This is a genomic window from Paraburkholderia sp. FW306-2-2C-D06C (assembly GCF_058781505.1).
Map to the genome: position 1 here is coordinate 19,996 of NZ_JBYSWU010000018.1, position 16,480 is coordinate 36,475.

A 16,480-nucleotide genomic window follows, 5' to 3' on the forward strand; every position below is an offset into this window, starting at 1 on the left:
GCGGGCCGTTAAACAGGATGTTCAAGTAACGCGGCGGCATGTGTCCGGTGTCGCCCTTCAGGATGACGCATGTCCAGCACCCTCATCAATCTTGGCCTCAGTGGACTGAACGCAGCCCAGTGGGGACTCACGACAACCGGCCAGAACATCAGCAACGCGTCGACGGCGGGCTATACGATCGAACGGCCCGTCTACGCGGAAACCGGCGGCCAGTACACGGGCTCCGGCTATCTGCCGCAAGGCGTTTCGACCGTGACCGTGACGCGTCAGTACAGCCAGTATCTGACCACTGAGCTGAACAACGCGCAGTCGTCGAGCAGCTCGCTGTCCGCCTACAACTCGATGATTTCGCAGCTCAACAATGTGATCGGCAGTCCGACAGCGGGCATTGCGACCGCGATCACGAGCTATTTCACCGGCTTGCAGAACGTCGCGAACGACGCTTCGAGCCTGGCCACCCGCCAGACCGCGATGAGCGGCGCGCAGACGCTCGCGAACCAGATCAACGCCGCGGGCCAGCAATACGACGCGCTGCGTCAGAGCGTCAACACGCAGCTCACGAATACCGTTTCGCAGATCAACAGCTACACGCAACAGATCGCGAACTTGAACGGCCAGATCTCCGCGGCCAGCACGCAAGGCCAGCCGCCGAATCAGCTGCTGGATCAGCGCGACCTCGCGGTGTCGAATCTGTCGCAACTGGTCGGCGTTCAGGTGGTGCAGTCCAACGGCAGCTACAGCGTGTTCATGGGCAACGGCCAGCCGCTGGTTTCCGGCGGCAACAGCTACAACCTCGGCACGGCGCCTTCGACGGGCGACACCAGCGAACTGTCGGTGCAGTATCTCGGCCAGGCCGGCGCCAATCCGGCAGCCGTGCCGCAGAATCTGCCCGACAGCAAGATCACGGACGGCACGCTCGGCGGCCTGCTTGCGTTCCGCAGCCAGACGCTCGATCCGGGCGAAGCGCAACTCGGCGCGATTGCCGTGAGCTTCGCCTCGCAAGTGAACGCGCAGAACGCGCTCGGCGTGACGCTGAGCGGCGGCCAGGGCGCCGCGCTGTTCTCGGTGGGCGGCCCGACGGTCTACGCCAACACGCAGAACACCGGCAATGCGTCGCTGAACGTGTCGTTCGCGAATGGCGCGCAGCCGACCACCGGCGACTACACGCTCGCCTACAACGGCACCGCTTACACGCTGACCGACAATTCGACCGGCAGCGTGGTGGGTTCGGCTACCAGCCTGGCCCTGCCGATCAACGGCCTGCAGTTCTCGACCACCGGCACGATGAACCCGGGCGATTCGTTCACGGTCGAACCGACCCGCGGCGCGCTGAACAGCTTCGCCACCGCGACCACGGCCGCTTCGGCGATCGCCGCCGCGGCGCCGGTGCTGGGCGCGTCCGCGTCGACCAACACCGGTACCGGCACGATCTCGCAAGGCACAGTGTCGGCGGGCTACACGATGCCTAACTCGACCACCACGCTGTCGTACAACGGCGCGGGTCTGACCGGCTTCCCGGTGGGTTCGACGGTGACGGTGGCGGGCTCGCCGTCGACCACCTACACGATCGCCAGCGCGGCGACCGTGGTGCCGTATTCGTCGGCCACGGGCGCCACGCTCACGATCAACAACGCGACCGCCGGCCAGATGAACAACGTGTCGGTGACGATCAGCGGCACGCCGGCTGCCGGCGACAAGTTCACCATCGGCCCGAACACCGGCGCGACCAACGACGGCCGCAATGCGCTGGCGCTGTCGAACCTGTCCACCGCGAAGGTGATGGCGGGCGGCACGGTCACGCTGACGGGCGCGTATGCGAACTACGTCAACCAGATCGGCAACCAGACCAATCAGATTCAGACTTCGAGCACGGCCCAGGCCTCGCTGGTGACGCAGATCACCACCGCGCAGCAGTCGGTTTCGGGCGTGAACATCAACGAGGAAGCAGCCAACCTGCTTCAGTATCAGCAGCTCTATCAGGCCAACAGCAAAGTCATCCAGACCGCGCAGACCCTGTTCCAGACGTTGATCGGCATCATTCAGTGAGGCGTTGAACATGCGCATCTCCAGCACGCAGTACTTCAACATGAACGTGGCGACGATGAGCGATCAGCAAGCTCAGCTGTCGCAGTTGTACGCAGAGATTTCGAGCGGCGTGAGCCTCTCCACACCCTCGGACAATCCGCTCGGCGCAGCGCAGGCCGTGCAGTTGAGCTCGACGGCGACGAGCCTGTCGCAGTACACGAGCAACCAGGGCACCGCGCTCTCCTCGCTGCAACAGGAAGACTCCACGCTCGGCAGCGTCACCACCGTGCTGCAAAGCATTCACACGCTGGTGCTGCGCGCCGGCGACGGCTCGCTGAACGACGGCGACCGCGGCTCGATCGCCACGCAGTTGCAAAGCCTGCGCAGCCAGTTGATGACGCTCGCCAACTCGACCGACCCGCAGGGCAACTACCTGTTTGCCGGCTATCAGAGCACCGCGCAGCCGTACACCACCAATTCCGCCGGCGTCGTGACCTATTCCGGCGACACCGGTACGCGCGCCGTGCAGATCACCGACTCGCACACCGTTCAGACCGCCGACAACGGCATCGCGATCTTCGGCAGCGTGGCGTCGATCGGCACCAGCGCGGTCCCGGCCGCGACCGCCGGCAACAGCGGCACCGGCGTGATCAGCGGCGTCAGCCTGACGAATCCGACCGACCCGACCAACGCCTACACCTACTCGATCGCCTTCGCGGGCGCCGGCGCGGCGACCACCTACACGGTGACTTCGACCGATCCGGCAACCGGCACGGTCACGACGGGCACGCCGCAGGCTTTCACGTCGGGCTCGGCGATCACGCTCGGTGGCCAGTCGGTGACGATCACCGGCGCGCCGAACGCGGGCGACAGTTTCACCGTGACGCCGGCCACGCAAGGCAGCACGGACGTATTCGCCAACCTGAGCCAGTTGATCACGACGCTGCAAACGCCGGTTTCAGGCGCAGCCGCGACCGCCAGTTTCCAGAGCGCGATGGTCACCAGCCAGACCCAGCTCGAAAACACGATGAACAACGTCGTGACGGCCCAGGCCGCGGTAGGCGGCCGTGAGCAGGAAGTGCAGGCGTTGCAGACGGTCACGCAGACCAACACGCTGCAGACGGCGAACGGCCTGGCGGATCTGACCCAGACCGACATGACCAAGACGGTCAGCAAGTACACGATGATGCAGACTTCGCTGCAAGCGGCGGAACAGGCGTTCGCGAAGGTGCAGAACCTGTCGCTGTTCCAGTACCTGAACTAGCCGGGCGCTACTTCAACCCCGCCGCGACGCGCCCCATCTGATCGATACCGATGTCGAACAGACGCGTGAAGAACGGAATCATGTTGGGGATCATCAGTTGCAGGAGCAGCAAGCCGATCAGCATGGTCAGCGGAAAGCCGATCTGGAACACGCCGATTTGCGGCGCGGCGCGGTTGAGAATGCCGAGCGCGAGGTTGCTGATCAGCAGCGCGGCGACCACCGGCAGCGACAGCAGCAGGCCTGCCGAAAACACCGTGCTGCCGAAGTTGGCCAGCGTGCGCCAGCCGGGCGCACCGAGAATGTTCGCCGACACCGGCACGGACTGGAACGTGGCCAGCAGCGCGCTGATCATCTGCAGATGGCCGTCGATCACCAGAAACACCAGCATCGCGATGACGTTCATGTAGCTCGACAGCACCTGGCTCGAACTGCTCGCCTGCGCATCGAAGAACGTCGCGAAGCCGAGACCCATGCCCAGACCGACGAAGTCGCCGGCAGCGCTGATCGCCTGAAACACGATCTGCATCGTCACGCCGAGCGCAATGCCGATCAGGAACTGGTTGACGATGATCCACACGCCTTCGGCGGAAAACACCGTGACCTGCGGCAGCGCGCCGAGCGTCGGCGCGACGATGATCGTGATGAAGGCCGCGAGGCCGATTTTTACGCGGATCGGCACCGACCGGTTGCCGAGCACCGGCGCTGTGGCGGTCAGCGCAAGGATTCGCACGAACGGCCACAGGAACGCCGTGAGCCAGGTGTTCAGTTGCGCGTAGGTGACGGAAAACATGGCGGCGGCGCGAGCGTACGGGCGGCGATGAAGGGCGAGGGGGCCGGCGCGGCGCTCAGTTGACGAGCGTCGGAATGTTGGTGAGCGTCTGGCGCAGATAGTCGAGCATGGTCGTCAGCATCCACGGCCCGGCGATCACCATCGTGACGGCAATCGCGAGCAGCTTCGGAATGAACGAGAGGGTCGTCTCGTTGATCTGCGTGGCGGCCTGGAACAGGCTCACCACCAGACCGACAATCAGCGCGACCAGCAGGAGCGGTGCGGCGAGCAGCAGGCCGACATACATGGCCTGGTGCGCCAGCGTCATGACGGATTCGGAATTCATGATGGTTCGACCGGAAGTGTGAAAGGTTGGACGAAATCGATAAGCGGGGCCGATCAGCGATACCGACAAGCGATACCGACAAGCGATACCGACAAGCGATACCGACAAGCGATACCGACAAGCGATGCCCGGCGAAGCCAATCAGCACGAGGCTCAAACGAAGCTCTGCGCGAGCGAGCCGAGCAGCAACTGCCAGCCGTCGACCAGCACGAACAGCATCAGTTTGAACGGCAGCGAGATGGTGGCGGGCGACACCATCATCATCCCCATCGACATCAGCACGCTCGCCACCACCATGTCGATGATGAGGAACGGGATGAAAATCGTAAAGCCGATCTGGAAGCCGGTTTTCAATTCGCTGGTGACGAACGACGGCACCAGCAGCGACAGCGGCACGTCTTCCGGACCTTGCATCGGCGCGGCATGCGAGATGCGGGCGAAGAGGGCGAGATCGCTTTCGCGGGTCTGGCGCAGCATGAAGGTCTTGAACGGCGCAAGGCCGCGCGAAACCGCCTGCTCCATCGGCATCGAGCCGTCGGAGAACGGCTTGTAGCCTTCGGTATAGGCCTTGTCGAGCACCGGCGACATCACGAACAGCGTGAGAAACAGCGCGAGGCCGACCAGCACCTGATTCGGCGGCGTGGTGGTCGTGCCGAGCGCCTGACGCAACAACGACAACACGATGATGATGCGCGTGAAGCTCGTCATCATCAACACCATCGCCGGCAGGAACGACAGCATCGTGAGCAGCAGCATCGTCTGCACGCTCAGCGAGTAGGTCGTGCCGCCGTTCGGGCCAGGGCTCGTGTTGAAGGCCGGCAGGCCGGCGGTTTGCGCGAACGACAGCGTCGGCAGCGCGAGCATCAGCGCCGGCAATGCAACAGGGGCGAAACGGCGCAGCACGGGGACGATTTTCGAAGCGGCGGACGACACGCGTGTGGCTTGCGCATCACGCGCTGGTTGAAGACTGAACTGCATTACCGATCCCCGCTGCCTTGCCCGTTGATACCGTTGGCGTCGCTGAGTGCGTTGAAACGTTTGCCCATTTCGCCTTTCAAAGCATCGCGAAAGCGTTGGCCGAAGGTGCCGGGCAAGGATGCGCGTTCACCCGCAGCGGCGGGTGGCGTGCCTGCGAGCGGATCGATTGCGGCCGAACCGGCCGGCATCGTATGCAACAGACGCACATTGCCGGGCGCCGTGCCGAGCACGAGCCACGTATCGCCGATCTCGACCACCGCGACGCGCTCCTTGCCGCCGAGCGAAGCGCCGCCGATGGTCTTCACGAGACCGCCGCGCTTCGCCGGCTGCCAGCCGAAGCGGCGCGCGAGCCACGCACAACCGAATACCAGAGCGATCACGACCAGCAGGCCGACGATCGTTTGCAACACCGCGCCGACGCCGAGCGCCGGAACGGCCGTGCCTGCACCGACACCCGAGGCGATTTTCGCAGCGTTGTTGACCGCGTTCATGTCGGCCGCGTGCGCGGCGGATGATACGAACGTCAGCGCGAACAGCGCCGCCGAAGCGGTCACGGCCCTCACCGCGAGCCCCGCGCGAGCGGGAACATTGCGCGACGCATCCAGCACGGCGCGACCGGCAATGCATTTCATCGATTCAGCTTCCGGATGCGTTCGGACGGCGTGATGATGTCGGTCAGACGAATACCGAACTTGTCGTTGACGACCACGACTTCACCCTGTGCGATCAGGCAGCCGTTGACCAGCACGTCCATTGGTTCGCCGGCCATGCCGTCCAGTTCCACGACCGAACCTTGCGCGAGTTGCAGCAGGTTGCGGATCGCGATCTTGGTGCGGCCGAGTTCGACGGTCATCTGGACGGGGATGTCCAGGATCATGTCGATGTCGTTGCGCGTCGAGGTCGGCTCGACCTTCGACAGCGGCTGGAACACGCCGGCTGTCGTGGCGCTGACTTCCGTGTTGTCGTTCTGCTCGGCGAGCGCGCTGGCCCAGTCGGCCATCGCCGCTTCGTCCTCGGCGGATTCCGCGGCAGCCAGCTGTTCGGCTTCCGGCAATTCCATCTCGGGCTTTGCTTTCAGGTCACTCATATCCACCTTCCTTCATCGTGTCGGCTGCGCTGATCATCTTCTGGACCCGCAACGCGTACTGACCATTGAAAATTCCGTAGCCGCATTCCATCACCGGCACACCGTCGACCTTCGCCGTGATGTGTTCGGGGATGTTGATCGGCAGAACATCGCCTTTGCGCATATTCAGGATCTGCTCGAACGTGACCGGCACCTGCGCGAGGTCGGCGGTCAGTTCCACTTCCGCGGCCTGCACCTGTTGCGACAGCACGCGGACCCAGCGGCGGTCGACTTCGAGCGCCTCGCCCTGGATCGGCGACGACAGGATGTCGCGGATCGGTTCGATCATCGAATACGGCATGCAGATGTGCAGCGTGCCGCCCGTGGTGCCGAACTCGATCGAGAACTGCGTGACGATGACGATTTCGTTCGGCGTCGCGACGTTGGCGAACTGCGTATGCATTTCCGAGCGCACGTATTCGAACTGCAGCGGGCGCACGCTTTTCCACGACGTCGCGTAGTGCTCGAACGTGAGATTGAGCAGCTTCATGATGATGCGCTGCTCGGTCTGCGTGAAATCGCGGCCTTCGACGCGGGTATGGAAGCGCCCGTCGCCGCCGAACAGATTGTCGACCACGAAGAACACCAGGTTCGGGTCGTACACGAACAGCGAGGTGCCGCGCAGCGGCTTCACGTGGACCAGGTTCAGGTTGGTCGGGATCGGCAGGTTGCGGGTGAACTCGCTGTATTTCTGTACCTTCACCGGGCCGACGGAGATTTCCGCCGAGCGCCGCATGAAGTTGAAGATGCCGACGCGCAACAGACGCGCGAAGCGATCGTTGATGATTTCGAGGCCCGGCATCCGGCCGCGGACGATGCGTTCCTGCGTCGCGATGTTGTACGGGCGAACGCCCGCACGATCGCTCTGGTCGGCGATCGAGTCGGACTCGCCGGTTACGCCCTTGAGGAGGGCATCGACCTCCTCCTGGGACATGAACTCTTCGTGGCCCATTCCTTATTCCTCGTGCGTCCCGTGGCGGTTGATGATGGCAGCGCGAAATAACGTCACTGCGGACGTCACTGCACGACGAATTCGGTGAACAGGACGTCCTGAACGCGGATCGGCGTGGCGCCCTTATCGGTGGGCTGTTCGATCAGCGTCAGGAGTTCGGTGGCGAGGGCGCGTTTGCCTTCGAGCGGCGCCAGTTCGTCGGGATGCTTGTTCGACAGCGCGAGCAGGATGCGGCTGCGCACTTCCGGCATGTGGTCGGTGAGTTCCTGCTGGGTTTTCGGGTCGTTCAGCTTGAGGGTGAGGCCGATACGCAGGAAGTGTTGCTGACCGTCGTCCGACTGCAGGTTGACCGTCATCGATTCGAGCGGGAAGAAGAGCGGCGCCGCCAGTGGCGCCGGCGCGCTGGCGGTTTCCGCTGACGCGGGGGCTGGGCTGCGTTTGGACATATAGAACCACACACCTGCGCCGGCGGCGCCTGCGGCGAGGATCGCAATGAGGGCGATCAGAATGATTCGCTTCAACGGGCCCGGCGAGGCGGGCGCGGCTTGCTGGTTTGCGGTCGTGGATGCCATGAGGTTTGCTTTGCTTGCCGTTAGTGCTGGTGATGGTGATTGTTGTTGATTTGCCTGCGGCGCGATGGGTCGAAAAGAAGGGTTAATGCGGGCTATCTCTTGTTTTTGCCTTTCAGGCGGAGGGCGGTCTTGCTGGTTTCCTTTTGCCTACGGCGGTGTGTCTTTGCTTGTTCTGAGTTTTTTGCCTTTCTCTCTTGTTATTGGTCTATTAGCGTTGCCCCTTGTGCTGTTTGCCTTTGGCGGCGGCAATTTGTGGTTTGCCTGAGGTGGTCGTTGTTTGATTATTGGCCTTCGCGGCGCTTCTTATGTTTGTTTGCCTACGGCGCTGGTCTTGGCTTTTTTTTTGCCTGTGCGGCGCTTTCTGGTTGTGTTTTCCTACGGCAGTGCCTTTCGCTGTTCTGACTTCTTTGGCCTTTCCTTGTTTTCTTTGTGGTCTATTAGCTTTCCCCCTGTGCGGGGGAGCACCTACTTTTCTTTGCCGGCCGCAAAGAAAAGTAGGCAAAAGAAAGCGGCTTCACACCGCAAGTACTAAGCGGGCACCTCTATGATCGACGGGGAGTGGAGGCCACCTGATCTGTGCCAGTGCACCTTCACGCCCTGGTGACAAGGCAGTCATCCACCCCTTCTCGCGCTACGCGCTCGCCAGAAAGGTACTTCATCCAACCACCCACTACGTTTGGCGCCTACGCTTTGCGCAGGGCGTAGCTCGCCATTTCACGCGTAAGCGCTGCGCCATTACGCTCAGGTTCTGCTCAACACAGCAATCCAGATCTGCACCCCGCCGAGGCGAAGCCGATGGCTGTCGCCAGGCAAAACCGAAGCGGGTGGTGTGGGATGGACCTTGCCGGCGAGCGCGTAGCGCGAGAAGGGGTGGATGACTGCCTTGTCACAGGCACTCATGGACCACGGTGTGGTCCGGCAGGTTTCCACTACCGGTGGCTGACCGAGGTGCCCGCTTCAGAATTAGCGGTTTGAGCCGCTTTCTTTTGCCTACTTTTCTTTGCGGCCGGCAAAGAAAAGTAGGTGCTCCCCCGCACAGGGGGAAAGCTAATAAACCAATATCAAATCAAGGAAAGGCCAACGCCGTAGGCAGCACCACTATAAGTGCCGCACAGGGCAAAAAATCAAGGAAGGCCAACGCCGCAGGCACACAGAACAATGCCGCCGCCAAAGGCAAACAAACAAAGACCACGCCGTAGGCAAACAAACACAAGAAGAAGCGCCGCGCAGGCAAAAAAAAATCAAGCAAACGTATCCACTAACCCAACAGAGCGCCGCACGGCAACATTCCCCACAACAGCCCCAACAGACTCCCCAGCGCCGCCGGCAAAAGCAGCCGTAGCTGTAGCCCTCCCACCGGACCGGCCAGAATCAGCACTCTGCTGCTGCCCACTCCCCGACCGGCCAAACCCATCGCTAACGCTCGCGCTGCCAAGCCCAATCCCATTGGACTCCATCGCCTCCCGCAATTTCGGCAAAGCCGCCTCGACGGCTTCCCTCACCTGCTGGTGCTGAGAAACAAAAAGCGCATGGGCATGGTTATCGGCAACCTGCAACACAACCTGCAGCGGCCCCAAATCCTTCGGATTCAAAGTCAGCTCGGCGCTCTGCGAATGCGCATTCGACAAGAACACCACCTTCTGACTCAACGCGTCTTCCCAGTCAGTCGTGCCGACCTGCGGCGCCAATGCATTCGCCACTTCGGCCGCGCCGGCGTTTCCGGTCGTTTGCACGGCCGCGGTCGTGCTCGCGGCGCCGGCCACCGCCTGCGTGGCGGCCAATGCTGCCGCCGCCGCATCGGCTGCACTCTTGAAGGACGCCAGATTGTCGGCCTGAGCGCCGCCGCCCGCCGTTGACGCCAACGCGTCAACAGCCGTCTTCGCCGCCGCCGACGGATCCGCCACCATGGTCGCGGCTGCCGTCAGCGAGGCAGCTTTGGCCGCATTCGCTCCCTTGCCGTCGCCGAACAAACCGGCCACGAGCGTCTTGCCGCCCGCCGACGCATTCAGTCCGGTAGTCGCATCGCCAGCCAAACCGCTCGCGGCGCTCGACGCGCTCGATGCGTTCGCCGCCGCGCCGCTCGCCAGCGCCTGAGCGGGCACCGGCACCGCGCCCTGAGCGCTCGACAGCGCGGCCAACGCCGCCTGCAATGCGTCCTGTGCCGACTTCGCATCGGTCGCACTCGTCTTTTTGCCGGGGGTGCCGCCCGTCGTGGTATCCGTCGTCGCGTCAGGCAGCGAAGCCGCTGCGTCAGCCAATGCCGCAGCGGGGTCGGTGGTGGCCGGGGCAGCCGCGCCGTTTGCGTTGGCCAAAGCTTGAGCCTGCGCCTGTATCGCAGCCGCCGCGGTAGCTGCGGCGATGCTGGCGTCGGTCTGCGTGACCGGGTTGCCGGATTTCGCCGGGTTCGCGGCAGGCTTGTCGTTCGCGGCCTGCTGCGTCGCCCCCGACGAGGACGAACTGGACGACGATGCGCTCGCTGCGTTGCTGTCGTTCTTGCTGCCGTTCCCGGCATCCGCGCCGTCGGTGCTCTTCGAGGCGGCGTCGGGTGCGGGCGGCGCGTCATGCACGCTCGACGACGATGCCTGCGACGACGGTGCGGATGAGGACGACGATGCGGGTGAGGACGGCGAGGAGGAGGATGAAGCCGACGACGACGCCGCCGGCATGCTCGCGCTCTGCGCGGCCGCGCTGTTTTGCGCGGCGATGCTTTGCTGAAGCGTTTGCGAGAACGGCTTGGCATTCGCCGCGGCGGCCATGGCCGCGCTGGTGGAGGTGCTGCTGGCGGAGCCGAGCAGTGAGCCGATCGGTGAGAGTGCCGACATAGATGATCCTGTCAATCCGTCAAAACGGGGTGTTCGGTCTGTCGAGGCGGCGCGCGGCGCGTCAGACGCCCTCGGCGCGCATCCTCAGAATTCGGGCGGCGTGTTCGTCGGCGTCGCGCTGGTCGCGCCGCGCCGTTTGCCTCGCTTCGACGGCCTCGCCGCGCGCCTGCAACACTTCGTACGAGCCGAGTTTCTGCTTCTGGCGCTGCCAGTCGGGCTTGGCGGCCTCGACACGCGCATTGGCCGTCACCAGCAGATTGCGCTGCTGTTCGATGGCGGAGTCGAGCGTGTCGATGAACGCCTGGAAATTGCGCATGTTGCCGGCGGGCATGCCGGTCTGGGCGGTCGCCGTGAAGCGCGCGTGATATTCGTCGCGGTACTGCACCAGTGAATCGAGCTGCGATTGCACCTCGCCGCGCTCGCGCTGCGCACGGCCGAGGCGCTGCGCGGCGGCGTCCACATCGTCCTTGGCGAGGCCGATGAGCGTCTTGATCGGAAAGTGTTTCGCCATCGTCAGCTTCCTTGGGCAAACAGCGCGTCCAGCATCGCGATACTCGGCTCAAAGTTTGCGCACTCGCGAAAACCTTGCTGCAAAAATGCTTCCATCCGCGGATACAGCGCAATCGCACGGTCGAGCAGCGCGTCGCGCCCGCTCGAATAGGCGCCGACGTTGATCAGATCGCGGTTGCGCTGATAGCGCGACAGCATCTGCTTGAACATACGCGTTTTGTCGAGATGGTTATCGTCGATCAGCGCGGTCATTGCCCGGCTAATCGACGCTTCGATGTCGATCGCCGGATAGTGACCGGCCTCGGCGAGCGAACGCGACAGCACGATATGGCCGTCGAGAATCGCGCGCGCGGAGTCGGCGATCGGGTCCTGCTGGTCGTCGCCTTCGGTCAGCACGGTGTAGAACGCGGTGATCGAGCCGCCGCCCGCCGGGCCGTTGCCGGTCCGCTCGACGAGCGCCGGCAGCTTGGCGAACACCGAAGGCGGATAACCCTTGGTGGCGGGCGGCTCGCCCACGGCCAGCGCGATTTCGCGCTGGGCCATCGCGTAGCGGGTCAGCGAATCCATCAGCAGCAGCACGTGCTTGCCCTGATCGCGGAAATATTCGGCAAGCGAGGTCGAGTACGACGCGGCCTGCATCCGCAAGAGCGGCGAGACGTCGGCCGGCGCGGCGATCACGACGGAGCGCGCCAGACCTTCCTCGCCGAGAATCTGTTCGATGAATTCCTTCACTTCGCGGCCGCGTTCGCCGATCAGGCCGATCACGATCACTTCGGCGCTGGTGTAACGCGCCATCGTTCCGAGCAACACCGATTTACCGACGCCCGAACCGGCGAACAGACCCATGCGCTGGCCACGGCCCACGGTCAGAAGCGCGTTGATCGCGCGCACGCCGACGTCGAGCACCTTGTGAATCGGCTCGCGGTTCAGCGGGTTGATGACCGGCGCGGACAGCGGCGCGTCGGCGTGCGTGCCGAGCGGGCCGAGGCCGTCGAGCGGCCGGCCCGACGCATCGAGCACGCGGCCGAGCAATTCCCAGCCGACCGGCAGGCGCTTGGCGCCCGCCATCGGATCGGCGATCGGCGCGCTTTCGAGCGGATAAACGCGCGCGCCGGGCAAGAGGCCGATCACCTCGGTGGTCGGCATCAGAAACAGTTTGTCGCCGGAGAAGCCGACCACTTCGGCTTCGGCCATCGGCAGCGAACTGCCGGGCGGCAGTTCGATCATCACCTCGGCGCCCACCGACAGACGCAGGCCAACCGCTTCGAGCACCAGACCGGCGGCGCGCGTCAGGCGTCCGCAGGCGCGCATCGGCCTGGCGATCGCGTTGCGCGCGCGCAGCGCGTCGAGCCGGCCGCGCCAGGCTTGCATGTGCGGATTGGTGTCGAGGGCGGGATCGTAAGGAGCCAGCGCCTCGGCGCCGAACGACGCCAGCGCGAGCTCGCGTTCGAGCGGCGTCAGATCGCTGGCGCGAATCTCTTCGAGCGTCGGCTTCACCATGTGCTCACCTTGCCAAGCGCCGCGGCGACGCGCTCCCAGCGCGTCTCGATGCCGGCATCCACCTCGCCGCTGCCGGCCTGCGCGCGGCAGCCGCCGCGTTCGACCGACGCATCGGTGCGCACGGTCCAGCCGCGCGTTTGCAGTTCTTCCATCAGATAGGCTTCGACGACCGGCAAGTCGGCCGGACTGACGATCAGCGCCGGTGCGCCGACCAGCGTCGGCTCGGCGGCCAGCACCTCACGCGCGGCGGCAATGAGTGCGGTCGGATCGTGCTGCACGTGCTGGCGCACCACCTGTTGCGCGATGTCCAGCGCCAACGCGACCAGCGTCTCCGAGATCGCGCCCTCGGTGCCGTCGAGCGCCGCCTTGAAGGTCGCGGCCAATGCAGCGAGACGTGCGGCTTCTTCGCGCGCTTCGCTTTGGCCCTGCTCGAAACCCTGCGCGTGACCTTGCTCGTAACCGGCCTGATAACCGAGCGCCTGTCCGGCCACGTGACCCGACGCAATGCCCTGCGCATGCGCGGACTCGCGCAGACGTTCGAGTTCGGCTTCGAACGCGCCGTCGTCGACTTCGGGTTCGGGCGGCGCCGGCGGCACCGGATCGAACGAGGCCATCTCCCAGCGCTGGTAGGCCGAGAGGCTGTCCTTGCGCCTGGAGGTCGTATCAGACATACGCATCTTCCGCCTTGCCGCCTAGAACGATCTGGCCGCTTTCCGCCAGATTGCGCACGATCTGCAGGATGCGGCGCTGCTGCGTCTCGACTTCGGAGACGCGCACCGGACCGCGCGCGTCGAGATCCTCGGCGAGCAGTTCGGCGGCGCGCTGCGACATGTTCGACAGGAACTTCTGGCGCAGCGCGGGCGGCGCGCCCTTCAGCGAAATGATCAACGCCTCGGACTCGACTTCCTTCAGCAGCAGCTGGATCGCGCGGTCTTCCAGATCGAGCAGGTTCTCGAACACAAACATCTGGTCGATGATCTTTTGCGCGAGTTCCGCGTCGTACTGGCGGACGTTTTCGATGACGCCTTCTTCATGGTTGCTCGACATGAAGTTGAGAATCTCGGCCGCCGTGCGGATGCCGCCCATCGGGCTGCGCTTGAGGTTGTCGCTGCCGGACAGCAGGCCCGTCAGCACGTCGTCGAGTTCGCGCAGCGCGGCCGGCTGGATGCCGTCGAGCGTCGCGATCCGCAACAGCACATCGTTACGCAGACGTTCGGTGAAACACGCGACGATTTCCGACGCCTGATCGCGGTCCAGGTGCACGAGGATCGTCGCGATGATCTGCGGGTGCTCGTTCTTGATGAGCTCGGCCACCGCCGCGGAGTCCATCCACTTGAGGCCCTCGATACCGCTGGTGTCGCTGCCCTGCAAAATCCGGTCGATGATCGCGCCGGCCTTGTCGTCGCCGAGCGCCTTGGTCAGCACCGAGCGGATGTAGTCGCTCGAATCGAGCGACAGCGCCGTATGCTTTTCGGCCTCGCGCACGAACTCCTGCAGGACCTCGTCGATCTGTTCACGCGTGATGTTCTTCAGCGCGGCCATCGCGACGCCGATCTTCTGGACCTCACGCGGCCCGAGGAACTTGAACACCTGCGCGGCTTCTTCCTCACCGATCGACATCAGCAGGAGCGCGCTCTTCATTACGCCTTCAGCGCTCATCGGACACCCAGTTTTTCACGACGGTTGCAACGATCTTCGGATCCTGGCGCGCGATGTTGCGCGCGAATTCCAGGTTCCGTTCGTATTTGTGCTTGGCGTTCTCCAGCATCAGCAGCTCGGAGTCGGCTTCCGCTTCAGCGGCGGTGCCGGCGGCCATGCGCTCGGCGGCCGGGATGCCGTCCAGCAGGATCGGCTCGTCCGGCGACGGCAGCGCCGCGGCGGCGACCGGCTCCGGCGGCGGGAACGCGCGGCGCAGCGCCGGCTTCACCATCACGAAGTAGAGGAACAGGGCGACGGCGCCGATCCCGAGGTAGGTCGCGATCTGCCTGGCGAGCGCGATCATGTCCGGCGAGCGCCACCACGGCAGGTCGGCGTTCGGGTCGACGTCGGCGGTGAACGCGCTGTTGACCACGTTGACCGAGTCGCCGCGCGACGCGTCGAAGCCCATCGCGTCCTTCACCAGCTGATTGACCTGCGTGAGCTTGTCGGCGGTGACCGGCTGCATCGTGGCGTGGCCCTTGGCGTCGACCACCCGCATATAGTTGACCACCACCGCCACCGACAGACGCTTGATGCCGCCCATCGGCTGCTCCAGATGGCGCACGGTCTTGTCGAGTTCGTAGTTGGTGGTCGAATCCTTGCGGTCGCTGACCGGCGTGGTGGTCACGCCGCTCGCGCCGTTCGGCGCATTGACCGGCGCCGAAGCCGGTTGCGGCGGCTGGTTCGACAGCGCGCCGGGCACGCCCGAGGCGGCCGCCTGCGACATTTCGGTGGCGCTGCTCGATTGCTGGCTGCGGATCGCGGCTTGTTGCGGGCTGCCGTTCGGGCCGTAGTTTTCCGAGGTCTGCTCGATACGCGCGAAGTCGATATCGGCGCTGACCTGCGAATGCGCATTGCCGGCGCCGAACAGCGGCGCGAGGATCGCGTCGATGCGCTGTTGCGTGTTGCGTTCGATCTGCTGGCGATACTTCAGCTGCGAGGCGTCCAGACCGCTGCCGGAGGACGGGTTCGTCAGCAGGTTGCCGTCCTGGTCGAGGATCGTCACGCCGCGCACCGGCATATCCGGCACCGCCGACGACACCATATGGGTAATCGCCAGCACCTGGCCTTCGTCGAGCGCGCGGCCCGGATACAGGTCGACCAGCACCGACGCGGAGGGCGCTTCCTTGTCGCGTACGAACACGGAAGGCTTCGGAATCGCCAGATGCACGCGCGCCGACTTCACCGAGGAAATCGATTCGATCGTGCGTTGCAGCTCGCCTTCCAGTGCGCGCTGATAGTTGATCTGCTCGGCGAACTGGCTGATGCCGAACTTCTGGTTGTCCATCAATTCGAAGCCGACCGAGCCGCTCTTCGGCAGGCCTTGCGAAGCCAGACGCAGGCGCATTTCATGCACCTGCTCGGCGGGCACGAGGATCGCGCCGCCGGCGTCGGAGAACTTGTAGGGAATATTGGCCTGCTGGAGCGCGGTGATGATCGCGCCGCCGTCGCGGTCCGACAGGTTGCTGTAGAGCACCTTATAGTCCGGCGCGCGCGACCACAGGAACAGGCCCGCCACGATCGCAACCAGCAGCGCGACAGCAAAAATCAGCGGCGCACGCGGATTGCCGCGCATTTGCGCGAGGCCCGACAGGCGTTGGCCGAAGTTGCCGCCCATGCCGCCAAGGTTGCCCCCCAAGCCGCCGAGGTCGGCCGCGCCGCCCGGCTGGCCGGCGCCGGACGCGCCCGCGCCCGGCTGCGCGCCGGCGAGGCCCATGCGGGCGTCGGGGTTGATCAAAGAGTTGGCTGACGAATCCATGCGTCGGGTATCTCCGGGATGCCTTTGCGTTCTGCCGCCGCGCCGCGCCGAGGGTCGGCGGGCGCACGGACAGATACTTTCACCATTGAAATTATCCGCAGGGCCGCTCAACCCGATTGCTTGAATAGAGCCGGGTTTTCCCCCTAGTTTCGGGGCTTT

The 16,480-nt window shown here is 64.6% G+C and carries 16 protein-coding genes; 2 read left to right on the forward strand and 14 right to left on the reverse strand.

The window, feature by feature from the left end; all coding sequences use genetic code 11:
- Positions 1 to 69: 69 nt before the first annotated feature.
- Both flgK and flgL read left to right on the forward strand, forming a co-directional pair.
- Positions 70 to 2,046, forward strand: a complete 1,977-nt coding sequence (gene flgK, locus AC3WLT_RS15730) for a flagellar hook-associated protein FlgK (protein ID WP_492592636.1) — start codon at positions 70 to 72, stop codon at positions 2,044 to 2,046.
- 10 nt (positions 2,047 to 2,056) lie between these two features.
- Positions 2,057 to 3,289 (forward strand): flagellar hook-associated protein FlgL, encoded by a 1,233-nt coding sequence (gene flgL / locus AC3WLT_RS15735; protein WP_492592637.1) that lies wholly within the window; start codon positions 2,057 to 2,059, stop codon positions 3,287 to 3,289.
- Positions 3,290 to 3,296: 7 nt separating this feature from the next.
- Here flgL and fliR read toward each other — a convergent pair whose 3' ends face one another.
- From fliR to fliF, 14 genes are all read right to left on the reverse strand, one after another.
- Positions 3,297 to 4,079, reverse strand: a complete 783-nt coding sequence (gene fliR / locus AC3WLT_RS15740; protein ID WP_492592638.1) for a flagellar biosynthetic protein FliR — start codon at positions 4,077 to 4,079, stop codon at positions 3,297 to 3,299.
- A gap of 55 nt (positions 4,080 to 4,134) precedes the next feature.
- Positions 4,135 to 4,404, reverse strand: a complete 270-nt coding sequence (fliQ, locus tag AC3WLT_RS15745) for a flagellar biosynthesis protein FliQ (RefSeq protein WP_492592639.1) — start codon at positions 4,402 to 4,404, stop codon at positions 4,135 to 4,137.
- A gap of 153 nt (positions 4,405 to 4,557) precedes the next feature.
- Entirely contained in the window at positions 4,558 to 5,382 is an 825-nt protein-coding gene (gene fliP, locus AC3WLT_RS15750) for a flagellar type III secretion system pore protein FliP (RefSeq protein WP_492592640.1), read from the reverse strand.
- Positions 5,382 to 6,014 (reverse strand): flagellar biosynthetic protein FliO, encoded by a 633-nt coding sequence (gene fliO, locus AC3WLT_RS15755; RefSeq protein ID WP_492592641.1) that lies wholly within the window; start codon positions 6,012 to 6,014, stop codon positions 5,382 to 5,384. The genes fliP and fliO overlap by 1 nt, the downstream gene beginning before the upstream one ends.
- Entirely contained in the window at positions 6,011 to 6,469 is a 459-nt protein-coding gene (fliN, locus tag AC3WLT_RS15760; protein WP_492592642.1) for a flagellar motor switch protein FliN, read from the reverse strand. The genes fliO and fliN overlap by 4 nt, the downstream gene beginning before the upstream one ends.
- Positions 6,462 to 7,460 carry a flagellar motor switch protein FliM gene (fliM, locus tag AC3WLT_RS15765; protein WP_492592643.1) on the reverse strand — a complete coding sequence of 333 codons (999 nt, stop codon included), beginning with the start codon at positions 7,458 to 7,460 and terminating at the stop codon, positions 6,462 to 6,464. The genes fliN and fliM overlap by 8 nt, the downstream gene beginning before the upstream one ends.
- A gap of 65 nt (positions 7,461 to 7,525) precedes the next feature.
- Positions 7,526 to 8,032: a flagellar basal body-associated protein FliL gene (gene fliL / locus AC3WLT_RS15770; protein ID WP_492592644.1), complete on the reverse strand. Its 507-nt coding sequence runs from the start codon at positions 8,030 to 8,032 to the stop codon at positions 7,526 to 7,528.
- A gap of 1,066 nt (positions 8,033 to 9,098) precedes the next feature.
- Complete coding sequence (locus tag AC3WLT_RS15775) at positions 9,099 to 9,281, reverse strand: hypothetical protein (protein WP_492592645.1); 183 nt, start codon at positions 9,279 to 9,281, stop codon at positions 9,099 to 9,101.
- Complete coding sequence (locus tag AC3WLT_RS15780) at positions 9,274 to 10,854, reverse strand: flagellar hook-length control protein FliK (protein WP_492592646.1); 1,581 nt, start codon at positions 10,852 to 10,854, stop codon at positions 9,274 to 9,276. The genes AC3WLT_RS15775 and AC3WLT_RS15780 overlap by 8 nt, the downstream gene beginning before the upstream one ends.
- Before the next feature lie 61 nt (positions 10,855 to 10,915).
- Positions 10,916 to 11,365: a flagellar export protein FliJ gene (gene fliJ, locus AC3WLT_RS15785; RefSeq protein ID WP_492592647.1), complete on the reverse strand. Its 450-nt coding sequence runs from the start codon at positions 11,363 to 11,365 to the stop codon at positions 10,916 to 10,918.
- A gap of 2 nt (positions 11,366 to 11,367) precedes the next feature.
- On the reverse strand, positions 11,368 to 12,864 hold the full coding sequence (gene fliI / locus AC3WLT_RS15790; RefSeq protein ID WP_492592648.1) for a flagellar protein export ATPase FliI: 1,497 nt from the start codon (positions 12,862 to 12,864) through the stop codon (positions 11,368 to 11,370).
- Positions 12,858 to 13,541: a flagellar assembly protein FliH gene (gene fliH / locus AC3WLT_RS15795; protein WP_492592649.1), complete on the reverse strand. Its 684-nt coding sequence runs from the start codon at positions 13,539 to 13,541 to the stop codon at positions 12,858 to 12,860. Before fliH ends, fliI begins: the two co-directional genes overlap by 7 nt.
- The gene (gene fliG / locus AC3WLT_RS15800) at positions 13,528 to 14,523 is read right to left on the reverse strand and encodes a flagellar motor switch protein FliG (RefSeq protein WP_054040817.1); all 996 of its coding nucleotides are present in this window, start codon (positions 14,521 to 14,523) and stop codon (positions 13,528 to 13,530) included. The genes fliH and fliG overlap by 14 nt, the downstream gene beginning before the upstream one ends.
- Positions 14,513 to 16,321: a flagellar basal-body MS-ring/collar protein FliF gene (fliF, locus tag AC3WLT_RS15805; protein WP_492592650.1), complete on the reverse strand. Its 1,809-nt coding sequence runs from the start codon at positions 16,319 to 16,321 to the stop codon at positions 14,513 to 14,515. The genes fliG and fliF overlap by 11 nt, the downstream gene beginning before the upstream one ends.
- Between the last annotated feature and the right edge of the window lie 159 nt (positions 16,322 to 16,480).

What these genes read in the sequence shown, in the direction of transcription:
- flgK (WP_492592636.1), top strand. Translation starts at nt 70, where the DNA reads ATGTCCAGCACCCTCATCAATCTTGGCCTCAGTGGACTGAACGCAGCC.
- flgL (WP_492592637.1), top strand. Translation starts at nt 2,057, where the DNA reads ATGCGCATCTCCAGCACGCAGTACTTCAACATGAACGTGGCGACGATG.
- fliR (WP_492592638.1), bottom strand. Translation starts at nt 4,079, where the DNA reads ATGTTTTCCGTCACCTACGCGCAACTGAACACCTGGCTCACGGCGTTC.
- fliQ (WP_492592639.1), bottom strand. Translation starts at nt 4,404, where the DNA reads ATGAATTCCGAATCCGTCATGACGCTGGCGCACCAGGCCATGTATGTC.
- fliP (WP_492592640.1), bottom strand. Translation starts at nt 5,382, where the DNA reads ATGCAGTTCAGTCTTCAACCAGCGCGTGATGCGCAAGCCACACGCGTG.
- fliO (WP_492592641.1), bottom strand. Translation starts at nt 6,014, where the DNA reads ATGAAATGCATTGCCGGTCGCGCCGTGCTGGATGCGTCGCGCAATGTT.
- fliN (WP_492592642.1), bottom strand. Translation starts at nt 6,469, where the DNA reads ATGAGTGACCTGAAAGCAAAGCCCGAGATGGAATTGCCGGAAGCCGAA.
- fliM (WP_492592643.1), bottom strand. Translation starts at nt 7,460, where the DNA reads ATGGGCCACGAAGAGTTCATGTCCCAGGAGGAGGTCGATGCCCTCCTC.
- fliL (WP_492592644.1), bottom strand. Translation starts at nt 8,032, where the DNA reads ATGGCATCCACGACCGCAAACCAGCAAGCCGCGCCCGCCTCGCCGGGC.
- AC3WLT_RS15780 (WP_492592646.1), bottom strand. Translation starts at nt 10,854, where the DNA reads ATGTCGGCACTCTCACCGATCGGCTCACTGCTCGGCTCCGCCAGCAGC.
- fliJ (WP_492592647.1), bottom strand. Translation starts at nt 11,365, where the DNA reads ATGGCGAAACACTTTCCGATCAAGACGCTCATCGGCCTCGCCAAGGAC.
- fliI (WP_492592648.1), bottom strand. Translation starts at nt 12,864, where the DNA reads ATGGTGAAGCCGACGCTCGAAGAGATTCGCGCCAGCGATCTGACGCCG.
- fliH (WP_492592649.1), bottom strand. Translation starts at nt 13,541, where the DNA reads ATGCGTATGTCTGATACGACCTCCAGGCGCAAGGACAGCCTCTCGGCC.
- fliG (WP_054040817.1), bottom strand. Translation starts at nt 14,523, where the DNA reads ATGAGCGCTGAAGGCGTAATGAAGAGCGCGCTCCTGCTGATGTCGATC.
- fliF (WP_492592650.1), bottom strand. Translation starts at nt 16,321, where the DNA reads ATGGATTCGTCAGCCAACTCTTTGATCAACCCCGACGCCCGCATGGGC.